This window comes from Streptacidiphilus sp. BW17 (genome assembly GCF_041262485.1).
GTDB lineage: Bacteria > Actinomycetota > Actinomycetes > Streptomycetales > Streptomycetaceae > Streptacidiphilus.
In genome coordinates this window covers 447107-471673 of sequence record NZ_JBGCCR010000001.1, presented here as the reverse complement: position 1 = coordinate 471673, position 24567 = coordinate 447107, and the positions used below count along the sequence as shown (strand labels likewise).

The 24567-nt window shown below is 70.9% G+C and carries 21 protein-coding genes and 1 tRNA gene; 8 read left to right on the top strand and 14 right to left on the bottom strand.

The window, feature by feature from the left end; genetic code table 11:
* Nucleotides 1–124: 124 nt before the first annotated feature.
* Together ABH940_RS02085 and ABH940_RS02080 are read right to left on the bottom strand one after the other, a co-directional pair.
* Entirely contained in the window at nt 125–430 is a 306-nt protein-coding gene (locus ABH940_RS02085) for a hypothetical protein (RefSeq protein ID WP_370072718.1), read from the bottom strand.
* Between the two features lie 55 nt (nt 431–485).
* Nucleotides 486–1097, bottom strand: a complete 612-nt coding sequence (locus ABH940_RS02080) for a DedA family protein (RefSeq protein ID WP_370072716.1) — start codon at nt 1095–1097, stop codon at nt 486–488.
* 187 nt (nt 1098–1284) lie between these two features.
* Between ABH940_RS02080 and ABH940_RS02075 the strand changes: the two genes are divergently transcribed.
* Nucleotides 1285–2175, top strand: coding sequence for an NAD-dependent epimerase/dehydratase family protein (locus ABH940_RS02075; RefSeq protein WP_370072715.1), 891 nt, complete (start codon nt 1285–1287; stop codon nt 2173–2175).
* A 174-nt stretch (nt 2176–2349) separates the two neighbouring features.
* On the opposite strand, the gene ABH940_RS02070 is transcribed toward ABH940_RS02075, so the two are convergent.
* The 4 genes from ABH940_RS02070 to ABH940_RS02055 all read right to left on the bottom strand — a co-directional run bounded on the left by ABH940_RS02070 (nt 2350) and on the right by ABH940_RS02055 (nt 8206).
* Nucleotides 2350–3726, bottom strand: a complete 1377-nt coding sequence (locus ABH940_RS02070) for a S8 family serine peptidase (RefSeq protein WP_370072714.1) — start codon at nt 3724–3726, stop codon at nt 2350–2352.
* A 509-nt stretch (nt 3727–4235) separates the two neighbouring features.
* Nucleotides 4236–4889 (bottom strand): hypothetical protein, encoded by a 654-nt coding sequence (locus tag ABH940_RS02065; RefSeq protein ID WP_370072712.1) that lies wholly within the window; start codon nt 4887–4889, stop codon nt 4236–4238.
* Nucleotides 4886–5722: an ATP-binding cassette domain-containing protein gene (locus ABH940_RS02060; protein WP_370072711.1), complete on the bottom strand. Its 837-nt coding sequence runs from the start codon at nt 5720–5722 to the stop codon at nt 4886–4888. The genes ABH940_RS02065 and ABH940_RS02060 overlap by 4 nt, the downstream gene beginning before the upstream one ends.
* Nucleotides 5723–5797: 75 nt before the next feature.
* Nucleotides 5798–8206 (bottom strand): GH92 family glycosyl hydrolase, encoded by a 2409-nt coding sequence (locus ABH940_RS02055; RefSeq protein WP_370104036.1) that lies wholly within the window; start codon nt 8204–8206, stop codon nt 5798–5800.
* 322 nt (nt 8207–8528) lie between these two features.
* Between ABH940_RS02055 and ABH940_RS02050 the strand changes: the two genes are divergently transcribed.
* Nucleotides 8529–9173 (top strand): ATP-binding protein, encoded by a 645-nt coding sequence (locus tag ABH940_RS02050; RefSeq protein ID WP_370072709.1) that lies wholly within the window; start codon nt 8529–8531, stop codon nt 9171–9173.
* Between the two features lie 17 nt (nt 9174–9190).
* Here ABH940_RS02050 and ABH940_RS02045 read toward each other — a convergent pair whose 3' ends face one another.
* On the bottom strand, nt 9191–10540 hold the full coding sequence (locus ABH940_RS02045) for a helix-turn-helix domain-containing protein (protein WP_370104034.1): 1350 nt from the start codon (nt 10538–10540) through the stop codon (nt 9191–9193).
* Between the two features lie 180 nt (nt 10541–10720).
* Here ABH940_RS02045 and ABH940_RS02040 point away from each other — a divergent pair, with 180 nt between their 5' ends.
* Complete coding sequence (locus ABH940_RS02040; protein ID WP_370104032.1) at nt 10721–11524, top strand: DUF4232 domain-containing protein; 804 nt, start codon at nt 10721–10723, stop codon at nt 11522–11524.
* A 94-nt stretch (nt 11525–11618) separates the two neighbouring features.
* On the opposite strand, the gene ABH940_RS02035 is transcribed toward ABH940_RS02040, so the two are convergent.
* Nucleotides 11619–11689 (bottom strand) — tRNA-Gly (locus ABH940_RS02035).
* A 203-nt stretch (nt 11690–11892) separates the two neighbouring features.
* Between ABH940_RS02035 and ABH940_RS02030 the strand changes: the two genes are divergently transcribed.
* Together ABH940_RS02030 and dcd are read left to right on the top strand one after the other, a co-directional pair.
* Nucleotides 11893–12111: a hypothetical protein gene (locus ABH940_RS02030; RefSeq protein WP_196193435.1), complete on the top strand. Its 219-nt coding sequence runs from the start codon at nt 11893–11895 to the stop codon at nt 12109–12111.
* Between the two features lie 83 nt (nt 12112–12194).
* The gene (gene dcd / locus ABH940_RS02025; protein ID WP_370072706.1) at nt 12195–12770 is read left to right on the top strand and encodes a dCTP deaminase; all 576 of its coding nucleotides are present in this window, start codon (nt 12195–12197) and stop codon (nt 12768–12770) included.
* Between the two features lie 16 nt (nt 12771–12786).
* On the opposite strand, the gene ABH940_RS02020 is transcribed toward dcd, so the two are convergent.
* The 3 genes from ABH940_RS02020 to ABH940_RS02010 all read right to left on the bottom strand — a co-directional run bounded on the left by ABH940_RS02020 (nt 12787) and on the right by ABH940_RS02010 (nt 15977).
* A complete protein-coding gene (locus tag ABH940_RS02020; protein WP_370072705.1) occupies nt 12787–13659 on the bottom strand; it encodes a metal-dependent hydrolase in 873 nt (290 codons plus the stop codon).
* A 198-nt stretch (nt 13660–13857) separates the two neighbouring features.
* Entirely contained in the window at nt 13858–14712 is an 855-nt protein-coding gene (locus ABH940_RS02015; RefSeq protein WP_370072704.1) for a YIP1 family protein, read from the bottom strand.
* 134 nt (nt 14713–14846) lie between these two features.
* Entirely contained in the window at nt 14847–15977 is a 1131-nt protein-coding gene (locus ABH940_RS02010; RefSeq protein WP_370072703.1) for a LamG domain-containing protein, read from the bottom strand.
* 251 nt (nt 15978–16228) lie between these two features.
* Between ABH940_RS02010 and ABH940_RS02005 the strand changes: the two genes are divergently transcribed.
* The gene (locus tag ABH940_RS02005) at nt 16229–17647 is read left to right on the top strand and encodes a cellulose binding domain-containing protein (RefSeq protein ID WP_370072702.1); all 1419 of its coding nucleotides are present in this window, start codon (nt 16229–16231) and stop codon (nt 17645–17647) included.
* Nucleotides 17648–17671: 24 nt separating this feature from the next.
* Complete coding sequence (locus ABH940_RS02000) at nt 17672–19207, top strand: polysaccharide deacetylase family protein (protein WP_370104030.1); 1536 nt, start codon at nt 17672–17674, stop codon at nt 19205–19207.
* Between the two features lie 38 nt (nt 19208–19245).
* On the opposite strand, the gene ABH940_RS01995 is transcribed toward ABH940_RS02000, so the two are convergent.
* Both ABH940_RS01995 and ABH940_RS01990 read right to left on the bottom strand, forming a co-directional pair.
* The gene (locus ABH940_RS01995; protein WP_370072700.1) at nt 19246–20769 is read right to left on the bottom strand and encodes a glycosyltransferase; all 1524 of its coding nucleotides are present in this window, start codon (nt 20767–20769) and stop codon (nt 19246–19248) included.
* Nucleotides 20766–22037, bottom strand: coding sequence for a nucleotide sugar dehydrogenase (locus ABH940_RS01990; RefSeq protein ID WP_370072699.1), 1272 nt, complete (start codon nt 22035–22037; stop codon nt 20766–20768). Before ABH940_RS01990 ends, ABH940_RS01995 begins: the two co-directional genes overlap by 4 nt.
* Nucleotides 22038–22399: 362 nt before the next feature.
* On the opposite strand from ABH940_RS01990, the gene ABH940_RS01985 reads away from it, so the two are divergent.
* Complete coding sequence (locus tag ABH940_RS01985) at nt 22400–23428, top strand: sugar phosphate nucleotidyltransferase (RefSeq protein ID WP_370072698.1); 1029 nt, start codon at nt 22400–22402, stop codon at nt 23426–23428.
* Between the two features lie 48 nt (nt 23429–23476).
* Here ABH940_RS01985 and ABH940_RS01980 read toward each other — a convergent pair whose 3' ends face one another.
* Nucleotides 23477–24421 carry a LamG domain-containing protein gene (locus tag ABH940_RS01980; RefSeq protein ID WP_370104027.1) on the bottom strand — a complete coding sequence of 315 codons (945 nt, stop codon included), beginning with the start codon at nt 24419–24421 and terminating at the stop codon, nt 23477–23479.
* Nucleotides 24422–24567 lie beyond the last annotated feature (146 nt).

Here is a 24567-nt window from a genome sequence, read left to right as displayed (position 1 = left end):
CGGGCCTCACTCTCCTGCGGGGCGGCACACGGCAGGGCACATCCTGACGCCCTTTTGACGGTCGGACATGTGTTCTTGACGGGTTGTTGACACCCCTGGGCGAGGCTGCCGGGCGGTCCCCGGATCAGGCGGGCACGCTCTCCGGCATCGGCAGCCGAAGGCCTTCCATCAGCAGGGTGCAGATGGGCGTGTGCGCGTGGTGGCCGCCGTGGTGCGGGTGGTCGATCCGGACGCTGATCGGCGTCGGCGGTTCGCCGGCCAGCTCCGCCTCCAGGACGGTGGTGCCGGGGCCGCGCTGGTGGTGGTAGCCGACCTCCTTGCCGTCGACCAGGAGAAGGATGTCCTCGGTGCGCCAGGTGTAACCGGTGCGCAGGTCGAGCGAGACGGAGTGGCCGTCGATGTCGAGGTGGTAGTGGTGCCGAGTGGCCATGCTGACCTCCGGAGGGCGTCCCCCCTCAGCTATCCACCATAGTCGCGCGGCGGTCTCAGCCGTCGCGCTCGCGGCGGTGGCGACGCCAGGCGAAGACCCCGATCACGGCCACCACGATCACCGCGATCGCGATCGCCACCCACTTCCCCGCCTGCGCCTCGACCCGCTTGTACGCCTGCCCGGCGAAGTAGCCGAGCAGCGTGTAGCCGACGCCCCAGACCAGCCCGCCCAGCGCGTTGAACAGCAGGAACTTGCGGTAGGGCATGTGCGAGATCCCCGCCAGAGCGGGCATCACCGCCCGGAAGAAGGCGATGAACCGCCCGAAGAAGACGGCAGCGGCGCCACGGTCGCGCATCATGGCCTTGGCCTTGCCGAGGTTCTCCTGGTGCCTGCGCAGCGGTTTGACGTCGAGGATTCGGTCGCCGAAGTGGTTGCCGATCGCGTACCCGACACTGTCGCCCACGATCGCCGCGAAGACCACCACCGACATCACACCCCAGAGCGAGACGTGCCCCTGGTTCGCCAGCACGCCGGCCAGGACCACGGCCGTCTCGCCGGGCAGAACGAAGCCGACGAAGAGCGCGTCCTCGAAGAAGACCAGGGCGCCGACCACCGCGTAGACCAGCGGGCCGGACAGACCGCTCAGCCAGTTGACGATCGCTCCCATCCGGAGATCCGTCCCTTCGTCCGATCGCGCGCACCGCTCCCGACCAGTCTGCGTGCCGTGCCCGCTTTCGCTCCGGAGGCGCGGCAGGCCGGGCGGGCCCCTCAGGCCCCTCAGGCCCGTCGGGCCCGTCGGGCTCTAGGCTCGGCATGATCGATGTTCGTCGGCGGATGATCGGGGGGGCAAGACCGTGCGTGTGTTTCTTGCAGGGGCGACTGGTGCGCTGGGACGGCGGCTGGTGCCGCTGCTGCTGGACGCGGGACACCAGGTGGTGGGCACCTCGCGCAGCGAGGAGGGCGTGGCCCGGCTGCGGGCGATCGGCACGGACGCCGTCCAGGCGGTACGGGTGGACGTCATGGACGCCGCGGCGCTGCGGGACGTCGTGGTCGCCGCCGCGCCGGACGCGGTGCTGCATCAGCTGACCGACCTCTCCGGCGCCGACGGCGCGGCCAACAGCCGACTGCGTCGCGAGGGCACACGCAATCTGGTCGACGCGGCGAAGGCCGCCGGGGTCACCCGGATCGTGGCCCAGTCGATCTGCTGGGCCTACGCCGGCGGGGAGGGCCCGGCGGACGAGAGCGTGCCGCTGGACCTGGACGCGCCGCTGCCGCGCGGCGGCATGGTGGGCGCGGTCGCCGAACTGGAACGGATCGCGGCCGAGCTGCCGGATGCGGTCGTGCTGCGCAACGGCCTCTTCTACGGACCCGGCACCTGGTACGCGCCCGGCGGTCCCGTCGCCGCCGCGCTGGCGGGCGACCCGACCGGGCCCTTCCTCGGGTCGCTGACCGCGAGTGCGGGCGTGAGCTCCTTCGTCCATGTGGACGACGCGGCGACGGCGGTGATCGCGGCCCTGGACTGGCCCGCCGGAGAGGTCAACATCGTCGACGACGAGCCCGCGACTGCGGCGCAGTGGCTTCCGGTGCTGGCCTCCGCCCTCGGCGTCGACACGGCGCCGGCTTCCACCGCCGTGCCCGAGCCCGCGCCGTGGGAACGCGGTGCGTCCAACGCCTTGGCGCGCAGCCGTGGCTGGCGTCCCGTGCGGACGTCGTGGCGGACCGGCTTCGGCGACCAGCTGGGCTGACCGGCCGTTCCAAGGAAGTCACCACAGGAAAAGCAGGAGAAAAGCGGGAGAAAAAGCGACAGGGCGCGAGGGGTACCGTCTCACCCTCGCGCCCCGTCAGTTCAGCGGTGCAGCGGATCTTCCTGACTGTGCGTCACATCAGGTACTGCACGGTGCGGTTCACCGACCAGCGGTTCACCGACGAGCGAGCGCGTCCACGAAGAGCGTGCCGTTGATGGTGCCCCAGCCGGAGGCCAGGTCGTAGCCCTTGGCGGCGTTGTAGCCGGTGACGCCCCCGAACGAGTTGTTTCCCTTGGTCACGTCCACGATGCCGTGGCCGGTCGCGTCGTGCTCGGCCAGCGCGTACAGCTTGTTGTTGAGGAAGCCGATGCGGTGGCCCGCCTTCTGGTCGGCGAGCGCGACTATGCCGGAGAAGATCGGGGTGGCCTCGCTGGTGCCGCCCACCAGGCCCCAGCCGTTGTTCTTCGGGTTGGAGTCGAAGGTGGAGTAGACCCAGGCGGCGCCGTTGACCGCGGCGGTCATCGAGATGTCCGGGGTGCCGCGGTGGGCGCCGGTGACGCCGGCAACTGCCTGCTGGTAGCCGGGACGGGCGAAGATGCCGGAGACGCCGCCACCACCCGCGCCGTAACCGTCGTTCCAGACCTGGTCGGGAGCGGTGCGGACGCCCTGGTCGTTCAGGGTCAGCTGGGTGCCGCCGACCGAGGTGACCAGCGGGTCGGTGGACGGCCAGGAGTCCACCTTGTACGGGTACATGGCGCTGCCGGACGCCTCCGAGTCGGTCGCGCCGTTGTCACCGGCGGCGGCGAGCACGGTGACGTGCTTCCAGTACGCGTCGGCGTAGGCGTAGCGCAGCTGCTGCACCGACTGGGTGCCGCCCTTGCCGTAGCCCGGGAAGGTCTGCTCGGTCGCGCCGAAGCTCTGGGAGATGACGTCGCCCCAGTTGTGGTCGACCGCGTACTTCTCGGCGGCGATCATCTGCGGGAAGCCGGTGGTGCCCTCGGTCTCGGCGACGCCGGTCTCGATCAGGACGATCCGGGCGCCGGGCGCGATCGAGTGCGCGTACTCGACGTCGAGGGTGGTCTCACCGGCCCAACCGAGCTGCGTCGGGTCGGTGTTGTTGAACTTCGGTACGTTGCCCCAGCGGACCACGTTGACGTGGGTGTTGGGCAGACCGAACTGCTTGTCGAAGGTGTTCAGGTCGCTCTGGATGGTCGGCGACCCGAAGGAGTCGACGATCACGATCGTGCGGCCCTTGCCCGTGACACCGCTCTTGTAGAGCGGGGCCAGGTTGTACGCCTTCTGGTACTGGAGCGGCGTGTAGCAGCGGATCTTCATCTGGGTGAGGCACTGGCTGGTCGGCAGCACCGAGTGCATGCCTGCGGCCATGGCGTGCCCGGCGCTCGCCGGCACGGGGGCGGGCAGCGCGGCGGGCGCCGCGGAGGCGGTGGCGGTCGCCGGGGCGCCGGCCGAGAAGGCGAGCAGCGCCGCGGCGCCTGCGGTCACCGTGGCCGCAGCCTTGACGGAGCGGGAACGGGCGAGGGAGCGACCCATGGTTCTCCTCATGCTCATATGTGCGCGAGCGCACACGGACTGACGGACGGAAGGCATCGGCCGTGCGGTCGTCTGTCGGAGCGCACACGCGGAGAACCCGCAGAAAGGGCGCGGCTGGGCATGACTGAACAGTCCCCCCGACCCCCGGGTCCCGCGCGACGCGGCATCGCCAGGACCGCAACAGGTGTCGATGATGCTCGCCTATGACTCACAGGTTGCGCTACCCCCAACCGGAGGTGCACCACCCCTGATCGGGGTGGCTACGTCGGGACAGAAACGGCGGTATCCGCAGATGTCCGGAGGACATTCGGCCGGATATTTCGTGGACGAGTTTTCTGCCTACCCGTCAGACCGGCCGATACCACCTCATTCGCGGCGCAATCCCTCCGCTGCCCGTCACCTCAGAGAGTGAGTGTTTGGCCGCGAGTTGACGTTGGCCTTTCCGTTGGCGTGGCGATTGCGGGTCGATTGCCATTGCCGTGGGAGTTTCCGTGGAGGACGCCTTGCGCCTACTCCTCGCGTACGGCGAGCAGCGAACAGAGGGCGAGCAGGACGAGCGACCCGAGCAAGGGGAGCCACGGCAGGGAGGCGGCGGCGTAGGCGCGGTCGGAGGTGAAGGTCTGTCGGATCGCGGCGTTGACCGGCGAGGCCGGGAGGACCAGGAGCAGCAGCGAGGTCGCGGTCAGCGTCAGCGTGCCCGCCGCGCGGCCCGGGATGGGCAGCGCGCCCACGGCCGTCCCGGCCAGCACGCCGACCAGCACTGCGACCAGTCCGTGCGCGACGATCGACGCGAGCGACGCATGAGGTCCCGTCGGCGCGGAGCTGGTCGCCACCTCGAAGAGCCCGCCCAGTGCGCCCAGCACCAGCCCGCCCCCGAGCGCGACCGCGAGCCCCGTCGCCCGCACCGTCCGCATGCCCCCGGTCGTGGCGGCGGCTGCCACCGCGCGTGCGGAGCCGGGCTCCACGGCGAGCGTGGTCCGGGTCAGCCAGCCGCAGGTCGGCACCAGCATGCCGGCGCACCAGCCGAGCGAGTCGCCGTACTGCTGCCCGCCGAACCACCCGGCGGCGAGCAGGAACGCGTAGAGCAGCACCGGCGGCAGCCAGCGCTGCGAGCGGAGCAGGAAGGAGATTTGGTACCGCAGCAGCGGCAGCACGGCGCTCATACCGGCCGCACCTCCTCGACATGGACGTCCGCTTCGCCGAGCAGCGACCGCAGCACCTCGTCGGACGCGTCCTGGTCCACCGTCACCACGACAGCCCCGACGTCGTGTCCGGCCTCGCGTTCCCGCGCCTCCTGGACGCCGCGGAGCTCGGTCAGGCCCTTCGCGCCCGCCGCACGACCGCGCACGGTGATCCGGACCTGCCGCTGACGCGTCCGCCCGAGGCGCTCCTCGACCACCCGGCCGTCGGTGAAGGTCCAGCAGGCGTCCGCCCGTCCGGCCAGCCGGGCCGGGTCATGGTCTACGAAGACCACCGTCGTGCCGCGGGCCGACTGCTCCTCGACCAGCGTGTCCAGGGTCGCCCGCGCGGCCTGGTCCAGGCCCGTCCACGCCTCGTCCAGCACCAGCAGCCCGGGGGCGCCGAGGAACGCCTGCGCGACCGCGACCTTCTGGCAACTGCCCTTCGACAGCTCCCCGACGGGCCGGTCGGCGAAGCCTGCCGCACCGAGGCGCTCCAGCAACTCCGAAGCCCGACGGGCTGGTTCGGGACCACGCAGGCCGTGCAGGCGTCCCACGTGTTCCAGATAGCCGCGCGCGGTGAAGGGCAGTTCCGGGGCGAACCGCTCCGGTACGTAGGCGCGGCGCTCGGGCGCGTCGACCACCTGCCCCCGCGTGGGCCGCGAGGCGCCCACGACGATCCGCAGCAGCGTCGACTTCCCACTGCCGTTGCCGCCGACGGCCCGGATCAGGGCCCCTTCGGGCAGCTCCACCCCGACGTCACGGACCACCCAGGGCCCGCGCAGCCCGTACCGCTTCCCCACACAGTCGAGTCGCACCCGAGCCAGGGTAGTCCCGCCCCGTTGGCGCACGACCGTTCGGCCGCAGGCGACTTGACCGCATCCGCCGACCGCTCAGGGAAATACGGGCGGCGCGTCGGACGGAGCGGTGCCCCACGTCGTCGGCGTCGGGGAGAGGACGAAGACGAGCTGGGAGGCGGTCCGGTCGATCCAGGTGGCCGAGGACGGAACGCCGTCACGGATGAGCTTTCGGACGTAGGGCCCGGTCCCGGCCGCGGTGATGGTGAGGTCGGGGCCCGACGGACGGTGCACCGCCACGTAGGGGAAGAGCGGACTGCCGAGGGCCAGCACGGGAGCGCCCGGGGTCTCGGGGTAGAGCCCGAGCGCAGCCCAGACGTACCAGGAGCTCATCGCGCCGAGGTCGTCGTTGCCCGGCTCCCCGCCCGGGCTCAGCCCGTAGAGCTGGTCGACGATGGACCGGACCACCGCCTCGGTCCGGTCGGGACGGCCGGTGCTGTCGTAGATCCACGGGGTGCCGAAGGTCGGCTCGTTGCCCTGCCACTGGTACGGCCGGGCCGGTCCGGCGTTGAGCTCGGTGAAGAAGCGGTCCAGCCGCGGGTTGACCACGCCCGGCCCGCCGAGCGCGGAGACCAGCGCGGGCAGGTCCTGCGGCACCATCCAGGTGTACTGCGCCGCGTTGCCCTCCTGGAAGCCGTCCTGGTCGCTGCCGTCCCACGCCACCGCCGGCGGCCTGGGCGGGAACGCCCCGTCCGCCCCACGCGGGCGGATGTAGCCGGTAGCGGGGTCGAAGAGGTGCTCCCAGGAGTGCGACCGGGCCCGGAACCGGCTCGCCACGTCGTCCTGCCCGAGCGCAGCCGCCAGCCGGGAGACGGCGAAGTCGGCCACGGCGTACTCCAGCGTCGCCGAAGCGCCGTTGTTCACATGGGCGGTGGAGTCGCGGTGGGTGTTCGGCACGTAGCCGAGGCTCAGGTACTGGGCCAGCCACGGGCGTTCGACGTACCAGCCCTGGGCCGGCGGATCGGTCGCGGTGGGGCTGTCCTCCGCGCCGTGCACCGCCAGCCGCAACGCGCGTGCGGCGTCGAAGCCGTGGTCCCCGAAGGCGTAGACGTCCGCCAGGATCGCGTCCGCCGGATCACCGTTCATCACGTCCGTGTCCCCGGCGGCGACGGGCCACTTCGGCAGCCAGCCGCCGCTCTGGTCGGCGTCGTCGAGCAGCGAGGTGGCCATGTCGTCGGCCCGGTCCGGCGCGATCAGCGTCAACAGCGGGACCTGGCAACGGTAGATGTCCCAGCCGGAGAAGTCCGCATAGTGCGGGTGGCCGGGCAGGATCCGGTGCACCCGGCCGTCGAAGCCGGGATAGCGTCCGTCGGCGTCGCTGAAGACGCTGGGGTGCAGCAGCGAGTGGTAGAGCGCGGTGTAGAAGGTCGCCCGATGCTCCTGGCTTCCCCCCGCGACGGTGATCGACCCCAACTGCCGCGACCACAGGTCGTAGGCGCGCGCGGCGACCTGGCCGACGTCCCAACTGTTCGCCTCGGCCTGCAGGTTGGCCTCGGCACCGGCGAGGTCGACGTACGAGACGGCGACCTGGGCGCCGAGCCGGCGGTCAGGGCCCAGGTCGAAGCCCAAGGTCGCTCCGGGCGTGGGTCCATGGGCATCGGGCGGCCAGAGCCGCGCGGTGGTGAACGGCCGGTCGAAGCGGGCGGCGAAGTAGAGGGTGTAGCGGTTGTGGCTGGAGCAGAAGCGCCCGCTGCTCACCTGACCGACGATCTCCCGGTCGCCGAGGACGCTGACGTTCACGTCGGTGGTGGCGGTCGCGCTGCGCTCGGCTCTGACCAGCAGCGTGCCGGTCGCCGGGCCGCCGGGCGGGAAGGTGAAGTCCGCGACGCCGGTGCGGAGAGTGGTGCTGAGCTCGGTCCGGACGCCGCCCGCGGTCACCGCGTAGTAGCCGGGCCGGGCCACCTCGCTCTCGTGGCTGAACGGCACCGATCTGCGCGTCGCGCCTGTCCGTGGCGCGCCTGTCCGTGGCGCGCCTGTCCGTGACGCGTCGGTCCGTGTCGCGTCTGTCTGCGGCGGCTCTGTCTGTGGCGCATCTGTCTGTGGCGCGTCGGCCGCCAGCGGCAGGAACGGCACGTCCCCGGCGACACGGCAGCCGGGGCCGGAGAGGTGGGTGAGGCTGAACCCGGTGAGCGCGCTGTCGGCGTAGTTGTACCCGCCACCGTCCGGGCGCGAGGTCGTGTCCGGGCTCCACTGCAGCATCCCGAAGGGCAGGCTGGGCCCGGGGAAGGTGTCCACCTGCCCGACCCACCGCCCGCCGTTGCCTGTCCCGACGAACGGGTCCACCAGGCTCGCCGGATCCCCCCACCCGGCGGTGTGTGGCGTGCGGGCCGTGTGGGCAGTGTGGGCCGAGACAACGTCGTTGGACGCGGTCCTGACCGGCCGTCCGTCCGGGACGGCCCCGGTCAGGGCCCCGGCTCCGGCGCCGGGTCCGGTCCCGGTCAACACCGCGACGACGGTGACCGTCAGGGCCGCCGTTCTCCCCGCACGCCGCAGTCGCCCTGCGCTTCGCAGTCGCCCCGCGCTTCGCCGCGACCGATCCGAGCGGGACACCCTCAGTCCGAGCCTGCTCACCGGCACCTCACCGACCCTCAGGCGCCCGCCTCCGGGGCGAAGTTCCCGCAGGTTACGTCGACGCCAGGGCTCGGCCGCGCCACCGCACCGCCCGCCAACCGCGCGTCGCCCGTCCGGCCGAGCCTCGGTTCCTGACATGCCTGACGCTCCTGATACCCCTGACGCTCCTGGGTGCTCCGGTGCGTAGGCTCGGCGCATGCTTCTGTGGATCAACGGACCCTTCGGGGGCGGCAAGACGCAGACCGCATACGAGCTCGCCCGCCGCCTGCCGGGCAGCGTCGTCTGCGATCCGGAGCACGTCGGCTTCGGGCTGCGCCGCATGGTCCCGCCCGCGCTGCGCGGCAACTTCCAGGACCTGGTCGCCTGGCGCGAGGGCGTCGTCGAGGTGCTCGACCTGGCCCTGACCGGGCAGGACGGCGTCGTCATCGCCCCGATGACGGTCGTCGAGCCGGCCTACATCGACGGGATCCTGGGCCGACTGCGTGACGAACACGGCCACGACGTCCGGCACTTCGCGCTGCTCGCGCAGCGGGAGACCGTGCTGCGGCGGTTGCGCGAGCGCGGCTTCGGCCACGTCCTGCAGGTCGTCGCGGGCAAGGACGCACCGCTGCGCCGGGAGAGCTTCGCGGTGGCCCAGCTCGACCGCTGTCTGGAAAGCCTGCGCACCACGGAGTTCACCGTCCCGGCGGAACGGATCGAGACCGACCACCTGACGGTCGCCCAGGTCGCCGACCGCATCGCCGCGTCGGCGGGCCTGACCCTCACTCCCGACACCGACTCCGCCCTGCGCGGACTGCTGCGCCGCAGCGCGATCGGGCTCCGGCACATCCGCTTCGACTGATCGCTGTCGACTGGTCCTCAACTCGGCGGTGCGGTGGGCGTCCAGGTGCTGCCGTTGTAGAAGTAGGTCGGGTCTCCGGCCAGACCGACCGTCCGGAACGGCTGACCGTGGTCGTCGACGCGCAGGACGCCCTGGCGGTCTCCGGAGCTCCAGAGCAGGTCGAGGTACCAGCTGACGTCCTGGTCGGCGGTGTGCGCGTCGACGTCGAGGACCTGCGGGTCGCTCGCCGAGGTCTGGAACGGGAAGTCCATGACCGGTGTCGGGTTGTTGCCCTCGTAGCCGGGGACGGCACGGGCGTGCGGGTCGGGCGAGTCGAGCTCGACGACGAAGGACGCGGGCGTGAGCCCACCCCCGCAGCCCGACCCTGCGGTGTAGCCGTACCCCTTCGGCGCCGGTCGGCTGCTGACCACGTGGACGTACAGGGCGTGCAGCACCACGGACTGCGACGAGCCACCCTGCGCGGTCAGCTGCAACCGCAGGTGCGCGGCCGGGACGGCGCCGAGCGCGGAGGCCCAACGGCCCGTCGCCTCGATCGCCGGCGGGGGCTTCACCTCCGACGGCGCCTGTGACATCAGGAACCACTGGTCGCACTGGGTGTCCCAGTTGTCCGACATGACGCTGACCTGGAAGGGCGCGGCGGTCGAGTCCCCGGAACCGTCCGCCGGTCCGGACGCCGACGGTGAGGTCAGCGACGATGACGAGCCGGACTGCGACGGCGTGAGTGCCGACGGCGAGGACGAGAGCGAGCCGGACGTCCGGGGGGTGGCCGGAACCGTGACGGCCGGGTGCGAGGCTGTGCTCCGGCTCGGCGAGGTGACCGAGGCTGTGGTGTCACCGCTGCCCTGCGCGGTGGTCAGCGCCACCGGAACCGCGACGGCCACCACCGCCAGTGCCGCCAGCAACACCCGCGCCCGGCGCATCCGACGCGGGCGGCGCGGTTGGAGCGGCTCCGGGAAGGCAGCCGCAGCCACCACCGGTTGATCCCGCTCCGTAGGCTCGGCGACAGACTCGGGCTCGGACTCGAAAGACTCGGGCTCGACAGACGGCGCCGGCGGCGGCTCGACCGCCGGGCTCTCGACCGTCGGGCCCTCGTCCGCCGGATCCTTCGAAGCCCGTGCGGGCTCGTGGCGGCGTTCGGCGTCGGCGAGGAGCCAGCGCCGGTGCAGCTCGACCAGCTCCTCCGGCGTCGCGCCGCAGACGCGGGCGAACCGCTCGACCGGGGCGTAGTCGCCCGGCACGGCCGCACCGTTGCAGTAGCGGTGCAGTGTGGACGTGCTGACGTGCAGTCGCTTGGCGAGCATGCCGTAGCTCCGACCGGAACGGTCCTTGAGCTCCCGCAGCTGCGCGGCGAATTCGTTGACGTGCATGGTCGTCGCACCCTCCCCCGTGTCCCGGAGCGGCGTTCCAGGAGGCTTCATCATCGCAGGTCAGAGTGGGTGGAATCGTTCCACCGTCCCCAGCTGTGGCGAGACTGTGGCATTCGGGACAGAACGGGGGCGACGGTGATGCCGTCCAGTCGATCCCGACCACAGCAAAGGCCGATCACCATGCGCAGCACCTCGCCGACGTCCGTCCGCCGCCCGTCCCGGACCCGCACCCTTTCCACCGCCGCCATGCTGGCGCTCGGGGCGCTCGCCCTCACCGCGTGCCAAGCGTCCGGCACCGCCGCGGCGAGCGGGACGAGCGCCTCGCAGCCGTCCTCCGGGACCAGCGCCTCGCCCATCGCCGCACCGACCGGGACGACCGGGACGACCGGGACGACCGGTGGCAGCACCGGCGGCTCGGGTTCAACCTCAGGGACCTCCGGCTCGACCGGCAGCACCTCCGGCTCTTCCGGCTCTTCCGGCGGAACCGGCGGCAGCGGCACCGGGAGCAACAGCGACAGCTACGCCTGGACCCACCCGTGCGACGCGTCCCAGCTCTCGGTGCACGTGATCGGCGGGAACACCGCGAGCCGACGCGTGATCGAGGTGCACAACAACGGCTCGCACGCCTGCGGGCTGAGCTACTACCCGCTCGTCTACCTGGACAACTCGGCCTCCGCCGACCAGAGCCACGCCGTCAAGCCGCTGGTCCCGAGCGGCCTCGGCGGCGCTCCCGCCTACCCGGTCCATGTCGGCGAGACCGCCTACGCGGTCGTCGACCTCGACCCCAGCGGCGCGACCAGCGGCACCGCCCCAGGCATCAACGAGCTGAACGTCCTGGCGGACGGGAACCACATGCCCGACGCCGACACCGTCAACTTCCCGCTCACCACCGGGACTCCGGTGCGGGGGCCGAAGCTCGGCCTCTACGAGGACACCGTCTCCGCCGCCGTCGCGTCCATGACCCAGGCGGACACCCAGCCCTGACAGAGCTGACCACGCCGGCAGTCTCGCCAGACGGGCCAACCGCGACAGACGAAGAAGGGCCGCAGACACATGGTCTCCGGCCCTTCAACTAGCGAGCGGGCGACGAGAATCGAACTCGCGCTCTAAGCTTGGGAAGCTTATGTTCTACCATTAAACTACGCCCGCCTGATCAGCCGTCAGTGACGGCCTCTCCACCTTCACTCTACCCCATCGCGCGCCTCACGTGCAGCGGTGGTGATCCCGTGCGCCGTGGGCGTACTGTGACGCACACGGATGGCCGGAGGCCCAGTCGGCGAGCCTGAGGGCGATATGTCCGGAAGATCCCCTAATGTGGCAGGGCTGGCCTACGGCGTTGGGGAGAGGATGCAATGGAGCGCACTGTCGTCCGTTGTGCCGAAGGGCACCTGTTCAGCACCGCGAGTTTCCCGATGCAGCATCTGCGTGACGGACGGATCGGCCCTGGTCGGCTGATGCGCTGCCCGCAGTGTGCGCGGCTTCGGAGCGCCGTTCCCGCAGATCTGGCGGCGCTCTCGACGGAGCAGATCAGCAAGGCGCTGCGGCGCGAGGCCATGGAGTTCCTGGCCTAGCCACAGAGCCGGACGTACGGAAAAGCAGCACAGACCCCCGCGCCGATTGGGCGGGGGTCTGTTCATGCACGTAACCTCAACGCGTGCTGCTCTCAGACAAGGACATCCGGAACGAGATCGAATCCGGTCGCGTGGTCATCGACCCCTACGACCAGGAGATGATCCAGCCGTCCAGCATCGACGTGCGCCTCGACCGGTTCTTCCGGGTCTTCGAGAACCACAGGTACCCGCACATCGACCCCGCGGTCGAGCAGCCCGACCTGACCCGGCTGGTCGAGCCGGACGGGGACGACCCGTTCATCCTGCACCCCGGCGAGTTCGCGCTGGCGTCCACCTACGAGGTGGTGACGCTGCCGGACGACCTCGCGTCGCGGCTGGAGGGCAAGTCCTCGCTCGGTCGCCTCGGGCTGCTGACCCACTCCACCGCCGGGTTCATCGACCCCGGCTTCAGCGGCCACGTGACGCTGGAGCTGTCGAACGTCGCCACGCTGCCGATCAAGCTCTACCCGGGCATGAAGATCGGCCAGTTGTGCATGTTCCGGCTGAGCTCGCCGGCCGAGTACCCGTACGGGTCCGAGAAGTACGGCTCCCGCTACCTCGGCCAGCGCGGCCCGACGCCGTCCCGGTCCTACATGAACTTCCACCGGACCAAGATCTAGGCAGGGTCGGAACAGCTCACGCCCGCTTGGGCGTGGTGGTGACGGTCAGCTCCGTGCCGTCCTCGTTGAGCCGCAGTTCGGCCGTGAGCGCGGCCAGTTCGCCCAGGTGGTGCAGGTGGGAGCCGCCGCAGAAGATCGAGGCGTGGCCCTCCGGGAGCGACGCGTGCCACTCGCGGCGCGCGGTCAGCTCGGGGCTCGGGGCCTCGATCCGGACCTCTGCGTCCGCGGCGACCCAGGCGGCGAGGCGGGCGTTGACGGCGTCGGTGATCGCGGGGAGCTCTTCGGCCAGGCCGTCGACGGTGAAGCCCTTCTTCTTCAGCGACTTGCCGATCCGGTAGACGTCGTAGCTGGCGGCGGTGTCCATCCGCGAGGTGTCCATCGCCAGCGAGTCGAAGTCCGGGCTGCCCAGCGAGTCGGTGCGGCCCGGGTCCTTGCGCCAGCGCGGCGCGAGCGCGCCGTTGAGCGCCAGCGCCAGCAGGTGGCAGCCGGTGTGGGAGGCGCTGAGCGCCGCCCGGCGGTCGGCCTCGACGCGCAGGTCGACCTCCTCGCCGACCGCGACCGGCTCGGCGACCACGTGCACGACCAGCCAGGACCACTCCGCGTCGCCGCGCCGGACCGGGATGTCCGCGCCCAGCAGCAGCTCGCCCTCGGGGCTCAGACCGCCGGTGACGCAGTCCAGGACCGCCTGATCGCCGAGCGTGCCGGTGTCGGCGGGCTGGTCGGGCCAGGTGTGGTCGAGCGGGTGGAACGGCGTGCGCTCGACCACGACGCCGTGGCGACCGTCCGGCAGCGGGACACAGCCGACGACCACCGAGTGGCCCTCGACGGCTCCGGCCGGGAAGGTCACCTGCGTGGAGGCGGCGGGAAGGGCGGACGACGGCGCGGTCATGGGTGACTCCGAACGGCAGATCAGGGAGGTCGGGGAGGTCAGCAGGGTCGGGGAGGTCGGCAGGTCCTTGCCGACCGTTCGACCGGCTGCTCCATTCAACCGCACGGGCGCCGCTGCGGCTCAGCCCAGCGGCTCAACCCAGCGGCTCAGCCCAGCGGCTCAGCCCAGCGGCTCAGCCCAGCGGCTCAGCCCAGCGGCTCAGCCCAGCGTCGGGAGTTTGATCACCACGAGCAGCATCAGCAACTGCAGCGCCGCCGCCGTCAACGCCTTGCCCCAGGGCAGGTCGTGCAGCTGCCGCAGCATCGCCGCGAACAGCCAGGCGCAGTACGCCCAGGTCGCCCAGCCGAGCAGCTGGACCACGCCGTTGCCGGCGGGCAGGAAGATCGCCAGCAGCAGCCGGGGCACGTCGGTCAGCCAGGAGATCAGCATCGACAGCCCGACCGTCGGCGCGAAGGCGCCGTCGCCGCCCAGGCGTCGGGCCAGCACGTGGGTGACCGAGCCGAACATGAACCCCGCCAGCACGAAGCCCACCGCGCTGGAGACGACGATCATCAGCGCCAGCGTGAACGTGGAGTGCAGCACCTGGCTGCTGGTGTCGCCGATGGCAAAGGTGGCGAGCACGCCGTAGAGCGCGGAGACGGCCAGCGCCGGGCCCCAGACCTGGTGCGCGCGCATCTGCGCGAAGGTCCGGGTGGGGTGCTCGACGATGCCGCGCAGCAGCGCCTTCCAGTCCAGCCGCCCCGAGCCGACCTTGGGATGCGGCTGGCCGGCCCGGTAAGTGGTGACGTTCTCGTCCCCGCCCGCGTCCTGCTCCGTGCCGTATCCGTCCGGGTCGTACCCGTCACGGCCGTACCCGGGCGCGCCGTAGCCGTCCGGGCTGTAGCCGTCCGGGCCGCCCGACCAGGCCGCAGCGGGCATCTCGGGCACGGTGAAGGCACGGGTGTGGCCCGGCTCGTCCGCCGGGTCCGCCGTCGGGACGGCAGCCGGCACGGGCGGGGCCGTCACGCCCTGGGCCTGCCGGTTGCCGCCGATCCTCATTCCACGAAGTCGCACATCCCGAAGGTACCCGTCACCCGCAGGACCACGTGATCACGAGGTCACCCGGAACACAGCTGTGACACGAAGAGCACAGTCAGGACGCCGCAGGTGGACCAACCAGCCGCCCGGCGGGAACCGTCCGGGAGCGCTCAGTGCACCAGCCAGGCGTGGTCGGGCGCGGCGGTGGCCGTCCCCTTCATGGCGCCGGCCACCTGGGGCGCGGTCAGCGCCGTGTTCCAGCACTCGACGTCGGTGATCTGACCGTTCCAGTGGTCGACCCAGCTGCCCTGGTAGCGGAGTCGACCCAGCTGCAGGGTGCCCGTGTCCGACCAGATGCCGGGCACCTTGGTCGTGCCCTGGAGTTGGCCGTTGACGTAGAGCGAGATGGTGTGCGCGGTGGCGTCGTAGGTTCCGGAGAGGAAGACCCAGGCGTTCTGCGTCGCGTCGGCCTTGGAGTAGACCGCGTACACGGTCTTGTCCTGGTTCCCGGCGGCGGTCTGGACCTTGAAGACCCACTTGTTGTGCTTGGTCCAGAAGTCACGGCCGAGGTCGAAGGCGTAGTAGCCGTCGTCACCCTGGCTGATCGCGGTGCGGCCGTCCTGCTTGGCGCTGTTCATCACCCAGCCGGCGACGGTGAAGCTGTTCTGGGTGTCGACGACCGGGCCGGTGGAACCGGCGTAGGACTCCGGCCTGCTGTTGAAGGCCAACGCCTGGGTCCCGTTGCCCGGTTGACCGCCCGCCTCCGGTGCCACCGGGGCCAGGGTCGCGGCGGAACCGACGGCCAGCGGGACGGTGCCCTCGGCGTCCGAAAGCTGCTGCTGGTGCGCGGTGGCGGACGGCGACGCGGAGGGCGAGCCCGTGGCGACCGGCGTCGGGGTGTTGTGCTTGCCCAACGTGAGGAACGCCCCCGCGCAGGCACCGCCGACGAGGACGACCGCGCCGACGACGAGCGCCGTGGTCCGCCAGCGACGCCGGTTGCGGCTCCGCGACTCGTTCTGCTCCGCGAGCGCGTTCCAGTCCGGCTCCTGCGAGCCGGCCGGGGGGTACGGCTGCTGAGGCGCCCCCTGTTGCGGGAACTGCTGCTGCGGGAACTGCTGCTGGGGCGGATAGCCGTAGCCGGAGTTCGGCATGGCCGGCCCGCGGTCCGGCGGAGTCTGCCCGCCCTGGGGAGGCTGCGCGCCCGGTGGCAGCTGCTGGCCGGACTGCTGCCCCGGCATGGCGGGCCAGCCGGCCTGCTCCGGTCCGCTGCCCTCGCCCCGTATCGGGTCCCCAAAAGTCATGGCGGGATCGTAACGGTTCTGCCTGACAAACGTGCAGGTGATACCCGGACACATGTCGTTCAGAAGGACGCCCGGAACGACACATCGTCGACATGTCCGAAATGGCGCCGCTTTATTGACCCTGCTCCGGGTGCAGTGCGACCTCGAAGCAGAACGTGAAGGCCGCTAGGATTGCCCGGCCATCTGGCGAGATCAAACGCTTATATGTGGGGTCGCGCTGCCGCGTCACCCGTACCCGGTTGGAGCTTCCCGTGGGTTCTGCACCGTCGTCTGCGCGCAGACGCCTCTGGAGCACCGTCAAACTGCTGCTGGTCGTGGCCGTTCTGGTCGCGGCGGGCACCGCGCTCTACCCGGTGTGGAAGGGCGCACAGCCCAAGCAGAGCGATCTCACGGTCCGGTACCGGAGCAACACCCCGACGGTCACGCCCGTGGCGGAGCCGTGGTTCGAGGTGATCAACTCCTCGAAGCACGCGATCCCGCTGGACCAGGTGACGCTGCACTACTACTTCTCCGCCGACGGCGCCGGCTACGGCTTCAACTGCGTTGAGGCCCCCATGGGTTGTTCCAACGTCCAGGGGCGGGTCGTGGCACTGTCCACCCCGGCCGACAAGGCCGACCACTACCTGGAGATCAGCTTCACCTCCGCGGCCGGGACGCTGGGCCCCGGGGAGAACAGCAAGGGGCTGCGCCTGCAGTTCTACCGGACGGACCACAAGGACCTGAACCAGGCCGACGACCACTCCTTCGACGCGTCCGACACCTCGTTCAAGCCGTCCAGCTCGGTGACCGCCTACGTCAACGGCAAGCTGGCCTGGGGGGACGAGCCCTCCGGCATCGCCTCCGCCGACGCGCAGCCCTCGGCCTCGCCGAGCCCGCACCTGGCCGTCGGACCGGGCGTGATGTTCGACGACTTCCACTACAGCGGCCCGAAGGACCCGGCCCTCTTCGACCACGGCTGGCTGATCCGCACCAGCTCCGGCGGTCCGGGCGTCCGGAACACCTGGACCGGCAAGGGCATCAGCTTCCCCGCCACGCCGGGCGCGCTCGGCGGCCAGGCGCTCCAACTGCAGGCGGCCACCGACGGCACCAAGTCCGGCACCTCGCAGGCCGAGCTGCAGACCATCGCCACGACCTTCACCACCGGCACCTACGCCGCGCGGATCTACTACAGCGACCAGCCCGACAGCGGCACCAACGGCGACCACATCAACGAGTCCTTCTACACGATCTCGTCGTACAACTCGAAGTACAGCGAGCTGGACACCGAGTACATGCCGAACGGCGGCTGGGGAGCCGCCGGACCGATCCTGGACACCACCAGCTGGTACAGCGCGGTGAACGGGGACCGGGCCACCCGACGGAACCACGAGGGCCTCTCCGGCTGGCACACGGTCGTGATCACCGCCGCCGACGGCGTGGTGACCTATTCCCTCGACGGCCAGAAGCTGTTCAGCAGCGGCGGCAAGTACTTTCCGCGTGAGGGCATGGAGGTCAACTTCAACACGTGGTTCGTCGATCTTCCGCTGCTCGGTTCCCGGACCTGGGACATGAAGGTCAACTGGTTCTACTACAACGCCAATGCGGCCATGTCGACCGCCGCAGTGGAGAACACCGTGAACGGCTACGCCAACAGCGGCGCCGATTACGTCGACACCATGGCCAAGCACTGATCCGCACATTCCTGGAGTGCATCTGTGAACGCTGAGCACCGTGGGAACGCGGAACACCGTGACAACGCCGAGCAGCGTGGGACCGCCGGGCGGCGCTCCGGCGCCGGGCAGCGCCCCGCCGGTCGCCGGTCCGTGCTGCGGATGGCGGGCGTCGGCGGGCTGCTCGCCGCCGGCGGCGTCCTCGGCACGCTCGGGATCCGGTCCGCGCTGGCCGGTTCGGGGCCCGCACCCCGCATCCCGGGAGCGTTGCCCTGGCCCAGCACCTCCCCTTCCGGCATAGCGTCAGGACGTCCGTCAGGAAGCCCGGGTGGCCCCAGGGCCAGTTGGTCGGAGCTGTTCCAGTCCGGCCACGGCTGGACCGCGGCCGGGCAGGGCACGTCCTCGGCGGATCTCAACGACCACTCCCTCTTCGCCACCGGCGACCAGTCGGTCCGGGTCACCACGAACGGCAACGGGGAGCAGTCCTACGTCCACCGCCTCGGCATGCCCGCCCTCGACCTGACGGGCAAGATGATCCGCCTGGTCCTGCGCGTCGACGACACCACGCACCTGCACCGGCTCGCCTTCTACGTGGGCAGCGACCGCCTGGCGAACGGCTACGTGTGGGAGTACCACACCCACTCCCGCACGACGGCCAACTACGTCGGTTCGGGCGAGTGGGTGACGGTCCACCTGCAGTGGGCCGACGTCTCCAAGTCCCTGGGCGGGTACGCGCTCTCCCCCTACTCGGTGCCCTCGCAGACGTCCGGCTTCACCGACATGTCCTTCGCGGTCTACGACGACGGCGGCGGGCCGGTGACCTACCACCTGCAGTCGGTCGAACTGATCCCGGACACCGCCTCGGTCTTCCCGCGCGGAGCCGTCTCGATCACCTTCGACGACTCCTACGCCTCGGTTCACGACCTGGCCCGCCCGGTGATGGACCGGCACGGCTACACCGGCACCATCTACAACATCGCCCAGGCGATCGGCACTTCACGGTTCCTGACCACGAACCAGATGAGCTCCCTGCAGAACGGCTCCGGCTGGGAGATGGCCGGTCACGCCTACGGGACGGCCGCGCACGCGCTCGGCTACAACCAGCTCAACTCCCAGCAGGTGGACGCCGATCTGCGGCAGCTGCGCTCCTGGCTGGAGGCGCACCGGTTCGCCACGGACCACTTCGCCTACCCGCACGGCGCGTTCCAGCAGACCACGGACGGCGTTCCGGTCGACAGCATCGCGCGCCGGTACTTCAAGACCGCCCGGTCGATCGTCTCGGAGACCACCGAGTCGGTGCCGCCGGCCATGCCCTACCGGCTCAAGGCCCTCACCGGGCTGAACGACGGCCAGTACACCACCGGCGAGCCCATGTCCGCGGTCCTGGGCCTCGGGGGCAGCCTGGACCGCTGCGCCCACGACGGCGACTGGCTGATCCTGACCTTCCACGAACTGGTCACCGGCGCACCGGGTTCCAGCACGCAGATCAGTCAGCAGGCCTTCGCCTCGGTGATGGCGGCCATCGCCGACCGGGGCATCCCGGTCGTCACCATCGCCAAGGCGATGACCTACTGGACCTGATCAGCGGACCGATCACCGGACCCGATCAACAGGCCTGATCAGCGGACCTGATCGGGGAGGGCGAGTTCCTCCCCGATCGGGAAGCCGGGCTCGTCCTCCTCCCACATCGCGGAGTAGTCGCCCTCGTCGCCGCTCGACTGGGCGGTGACCTCGACGCCCGCCTGCCGCGTACCCCACTTGCCCCGGTTGAGCGTCGCCAGCGCGTAGAAGCGCAGCGGCGTCAGCAGGGTCAGCTGGATCACCCCGTACACCGGAGCCAGCAGGAACATCCCGAACCGCTTGACCAGGCCCATGTTGCGGCGCGGGAAGTCCAGGTACCGGACGTTGCGCAGGTACCCCATCAGCACCATGAACATGCCGTAGTCGGCGATGTGCCGCAGGAACGCCTGCGGGTTCAGGATGGGGTTCACCACCAGCGAGTAGACCATCGCCGTGCCGAAGACCAGCCAGAGCGACAGCTCCATGCAGGTCAGCCAGAAGGCGGGGCGGGTCTTCTTCTGCTTGCGCAGCGCCCACAGCGACTCGCGGAAGAACGACTTGTTCCAGCGCACCTGCTGCCGCAGGAAGTGCGGCAGCCGCTCCGGTACCGCGGTGTAGCCCACGGCGGACTCCTGGAAGACCACCTGACCCTCGATCAGGGCGTAGTTGGTCATCCGGCGGTCGTCGCCGAAGACCGCGGGCTTGCCCAGGAACTGCTGGTTGAGGAAGTCGGGCAGGTACTTGCGCACCAGGTCGCCGCGGTAGACCGACAGCGCCCCGCAGCAGCAGAGCACGGACTTGAGCTGCGAGTAGGCCGCCCGCTCGAAGAGGAACGAGTTGCCGTAGCGGAGGTCCTGGAGCCGGGTGAAGATGTTGCGGTCGTGGTTCAGGGCCAGCACCATGCCGGTCGAGGCCATGATCCGGTCGTCCGACAGCGGGACGATGAGCTCGCGCACCGTGTCGCGGGTGAGCACCGTGTCCGAGTCGACGCAGAGGAAGAAGTCCGTGTAGGGCGCGTCCAGGAATCCGCGCGCCAGCGCCTCGCGCTTGCCCTTGTTCTCGGGCTGCGCGCTGACCTTGAACACCACGTCGCGGGCCTCGAACTCGCGGGCCAGCCGACGGGCGGTGCGCAGGCCGCCGTCGTCCGCGCTCGCGTCGTCGATGACGTGCACCTCGTTGGGGAGGCGGCTCTGGGCCAGGATGCTGCGCAGGCCCTGCTCGAACATGGCAGGGTCCTCGTTGTAGATGGGCATCACCGCGGTGACCCACTTCTCGTCGAGCTGCCGTGCCTCCGCGGCGGTGGCCCGCCGCGGGTGGTAGAAGAGCGCCAGGAACATCTTGATCGACAGCAGGCCGATGGCCAGCATCGAGTAGATGTGGACCGAGGAGCCGCGCATCTTGGTGGCGATGACCACGGACAGGGCCACGAAGACGAAGTACGACACCTTGAGGTGACGCTTCCTCCGGTGGCGCTTGCGCCCGCCCCGCCCACTGCCCGAGGCGGTCGCCCCCACCGCCGGGCCGGGCTCCTCGGCGGCCTGCTCCTGCGGGCCCTGCTCCTCCGCGCCCTGGACCAGGCTCACAGCTGCACCGCCCGCGGGTGCCCGACCGTCCGGCCGCGGGTGTCGAACAGCAGGTCGGCGCGGTCGGCCAGGGCCTCGACGTCGATCTCACGGTGCGGCTGGAGCAGGATCGTCAGGTCGGCGGTCTCCGCCTCACCGAGACAGTCCGTCACCCGGGCCACCGGGGTGCCGGCCGCGCTCCACTCCGGGACGTTGGGGTCGTAGTACCGCAGGTCCGCACCGCGGCGCAGCAGTTCGACCGCGACGGCGGTCGCGGGCGTCTCCCGCTGGTCGGAGATGTCCGGCTTGTAGGTGACGCCGAGCAGCAGCACCCGCGAGCCGTTGACAGCCTTGGCACGGGTGTTCAGCAGGTCCACCGCGCGCTGCACGACGTGCAGCGGCATCCGCTGGTTGATCTCCTGCGCCAACTCGACGAACCGGAACGGGATGCCCAGAGAACGGACCTTGTACGAGAGGTAGTTGGGGTCGATCGGTATGCAGTGCCCGCCGACGCCCGGCCCGGGGTAGAACGGCGCGAAGCCGAAGGGCTTGGTCGAGGCGCAGCGGATCGCGTCCCACAGGTCGACGCCGATCTCCCGGCAGAACATCGCCATCTCGTTGACCAGGGCGATGTTGACGTGCCGGTAGGTGTTCTCCAGCAGCTTGGCCATCTCGGCCTCACGCGGGCTCCGCGCCTCCACCACCTCGTCGACGAACCGCTCGTAGAGCCGTCGCGCGGCCTTGGTACAGGCGGGGGTGCAGCCACCGACCACCTTCGGGGTGTTCTCCAGCCCGAAGACCGGGTTGCCCGGGTCGATCCGCTCCGGCGAGAAGGCGAGGTGGACGTCGGTGCCGACCCGCAGGCCGCCGGCCTCCAGGGCCGGCCGGACGACGTCGTCCGTGGTGCCGGGGTAGGTGGTGGACTCCAGCACGACCAACGTTCCCGGCCGCAGATGAGCGGCCACGGTCGCGACGGCGCTGTTGACCGCCGTGAGGTCGGGAGCACCGTGCTGGGTGAGCGGCGTCGGCACGCAGATCACCACCGCGGCGGCAGAGGCGATCACCGAACCGTCGACGGTCGCCCGGAACCCCTGGCGGAGCAGCTCCTGCAGATCTGCGTCGGTGATGTCGTCGACGTGCGAGCGACCGGAGTTGAGACCGTCCACGACCGCGTCGCTCCGGTCCAGTCCCACCACCCGCAGTCCCGCCCGGGTAGCTCCCCGTACCAGGGGCAGGCCGACATAGCCGAGGCCGATCACCACAAGATCGACTTCTCGTGATGCACTCATGAGACGCGTACCACTCCATGGACAGAGGTGATCAGACGCACGCGCTGTCGGGCATGGGACGCCCGCCGGTCGATCGTGACGTCACCAGTGTGGATTGAGTGAAAATATTCGCACATGGCACTGGGGGGTAAGAGAGTTGGGTGGGCAATAGCCCGGTTTGCCCCCAGTGGATCGTTGTACATCCGATATATTCCGGGCCTGCCCCAGCCCGTCCGAGCAGGCGTGCAGCGGGCAAGCGGGGCCCTGCCGTCCACATTCGGGTGGTCACCCCCCGGCCACCTGACGGCCGATTTGGCGTGGTATCAACGAAGTCCGTCCGGGACGACGCTGGCGGAGATTCGATTTGGCACAAGGGGATTCACATGACCCAGGCGCTTCTGCTCGTCGGCGGAAAGGGCACCCGGCTCCACCCGTTGACGCTCACGCGCCCGAAGCCGATGGTGCCCGCGGGCGGCGTGCCCATCATGGAGCACCTGGTCCGTCGCGCCGCCGAGGCGGGCGTCACGCGGCTGGTGCTGGCCACGTCCTACCTGCCGGACGCCTTCCGGGCGCACTTCGGCGACGGCTCGGCCTACGGCATCGAGCTCAGCTACATCACCGAGGAGACGCCGCTGGGCACCGGCGGCGCCATCCGCAACGCGGCCGAACTGCTGACCAGTGGCCCGGACGAGCCGGTCCTGGTCTTCAACGGCGACATCCTCTCCGGCCTCGACATCGCCGACCTGGTGCGGCGTCACCGTGACGCCAGGGCCGACGTGACGCTGCACCTCACCCGCGTCGCCGACCCGCGCGCGTTCGGCCTGGTGCCGACCGACGAGGACAGCTGGGTGCTCGACTTCCGCGAGAAGCCGACCACGCCGGAGGAGATCGTCACCGACCAGATCAACGCGGGCTGTTACGTCTTCACCCGCTCGGTGATCGACCGCATCCCGGCCGGACGCGAGGTCTCGGTGGAGCGCGAGGTCTTCCCCGGGCTGCTGGCCGACGGCGGCCGGGTGCTGGGCGTGGTCGACACGTCCTACTGGCTCGACCTTGGCACGCCGCAGGCCTTCGTCAAGGGCTCCACGGACCTGGTCCGCGGCCTGGTCCCCAGCCCCGCGCTGCCCGGTGCCCCGGGCGAGGCCCTGGTCCTCGACGACGCCGAGGTGGCCGACGGCGCGACGCTGTCCGGCGGAACGACCATCGGCCGCAAGGCGATCGTCCGCGAGGACGCCCGCGTCCACGGCAGCGTGGTGATGGACGGTGTGGTGATCGGCGCGGGCGCGGACGTCGAGTCCTGCGTGCTGGGCGAGAACGCCACGGTCGCCGACGGCGCGGTCCTGCGTGGCGCGGTCATCGCGGACGGCGGGCACGTCCCGGCTGCCGAGCCGGTCGCCGAACTCACGCACTGAGACTCGTCGAGGGGTCGGCGGCCCATCCCTGGCTGCCGACCCCTCGACTCAACTCACCAGCCAGGAGTGGGCCGGAACCACACCGGACCTGTCCTTGACCGCCGCTGCGGCCTGAGCGGGCGTCAGCGCCGCGTTCCAGACCTGCACATGGCCGAGGATGCCGTTCCAGTTGTCGGTCCACTGGCCCTTGTAGGCGACCCGGCCGACCTGCAGCGCCCCGGCGTTCCTCCAGATGCCCGGCACCTTCGCCTGCTGCTGCAGCTTGCCGTTCACGTACAGCGCGATGGTGCGGTGGGCGGCGTCGTAGGTGCCGGTGAGCAGCACCCAGGTGTTCAGCGCGGCCGGTGACTTGGCGTAGACGGGATACGTGGTCTTGTCCTGGTCGCCCGCCGCGGACTGGACCTTGAAGACCCAGCTCTCGTGGCCGGGCCAGTAGTCCCGTCCCAGCGCGAAGGTGTAGTAGCCCCCCTGGCCCTGGCTGATCGCCATGACCGCCCCGGTCGGCGCCTTGTCCAGCACCCAGGCGGAGACGGTGAAGCTGCGGGCAGTGTCGACCACCGGACCGGGCGCGTCGGCGTAGGCCTCCGGCGAACCGTCCAACCAGAGCACCTTGCTGCCGTTGCCCGGGTGGACCGTGGCCCCGGACGCCACCGTCAGCGGCACCCCGCCGCGCCCGTCCGTCAGTCGGACCGCCACCGGCGTGGGCGGGACGGACGGCGGGGTGGAGGGCACCGGGGACGCTGAGGCGCTCTGTGAGGCCGCTGGGGAGGCCGACGACCCGGCCAGGGCGCTGCCCTTGCTGCCGCTGCCTCCGAGGGCCTGTACACCCACGACGACGGCCGCCGCGACCACCAGGACCGCGCCTCCCGCTCCGGCGGCCACCACCCACCGGCGGCGGCGCGACACCTGCTCGTTCCGGTCCGCGAGCGCGGCCCAGTCCGGCTCCGGGGGACGCGGAGCGTTGGAGGGTGGGAAACCGCCGCCGTAACTCATGGGACGGATCGTAGCCGCAGCATTCGAACACCCAAGTGGAGAACGTATGGAGACTCGACGCCGACGGCCCGCCCGGTCCCCACCTGCTTTTCGCAGGCGGCGATCAGGCGGGCCGTCAGTGGCTCACGCGGTGAGGCGGCTCAGGC

Coding starts and splice junctions, on each gene's coding strand:
- ABH940_RS02020 (WP_370072705.1), bottom strand. CDS start 13,659: ATGACCGCGCCGTCGTCCGCCCTTCCCGCCGCCTCCACGCAGGTGACC.
- ABH940_RS01990 (WP_370072699.1), bottom strand. CDS start 22,037: ATGAGTGCATCACGAGAAGTCGATCTTGTGGTGATCGGCCTCGGCTAT.
- ABH940_RS02070 (WP_370072714.1), bottom strand. CDS start 3,726: ATGGGTCGCTCCCTCGCCCGTTCCCGCTCCGTCAAGGCTGCGGCCACG.
- ABH940_RS02050 (WP_370072709.1), top strand. CDS start 8,529: ATGCTTCTGTGGATCAACGGACCCTTCGGGGGCGGCAAGACGCAGACC.
- ABH940_RS02040 (WP_370104032.1), top strand. CDS start 10,721: ATGCGCAGCACCTCGCCGACGTCCGTCCGCCGCCCGTCCCGGACCCGC.
- ABH940_RS01985 (WP_370072698.1), top strand. CDS start 22,400: ATGACCCAGGCGCTTCTGCTCGTCGGCGGAAAGGGCACCCGGCTCCAC.
- ABH940_RS02045 (WP_370104034.1), bottom strand. CDS start 10,540: ATGCACGTCAACGAATTCGCCGCGCAGCTGCGGGAGCTCAAGGACCGT.
- ABH940_RS02030 (WP_196193435.1), top strand. CDS start 11,893: ATGGAGCGCACTGTCGTCCGTTGTGCCGAAGGGCACCTGTTCAGCACC.
- ABH940_RS02010 (WP_370072703.1), bottom strand. CDS start 15,977: ATGACTTTTGGGGACCCGATACGGGGCGAGGGCAGCGGACCGGAGCAG.
- ABH940_RS02085 (WP_370072718.1), bottom strand. CDS start 430: ATGGCCACTCGGCACCACTACCACCTCGACATCGACGGCCACTCCGTC.
- ABH940_RS02080 (WP_370072716.1), bottom strand. CDS start 1,097: ATGGGAGCGATCGTCAACTGGCTGAGCGGTCTGTCCGGCCCGCTGGTC.
- ABH940_RS01980 (WP_370104027.1), bottom strand. CDS start 24,421: ATGAGTTACGGCGGCGGTTTCCCACCCTCCAACGCTCCGCGTCCCCCG.
- ABH940_RS02065 (WP_370072712.1), bottom strand. CDS start 4,889: ATGAGCGCCGTGCTGCCGCTGCTGCGGTACCAAATCTCCTTCCTGCTC.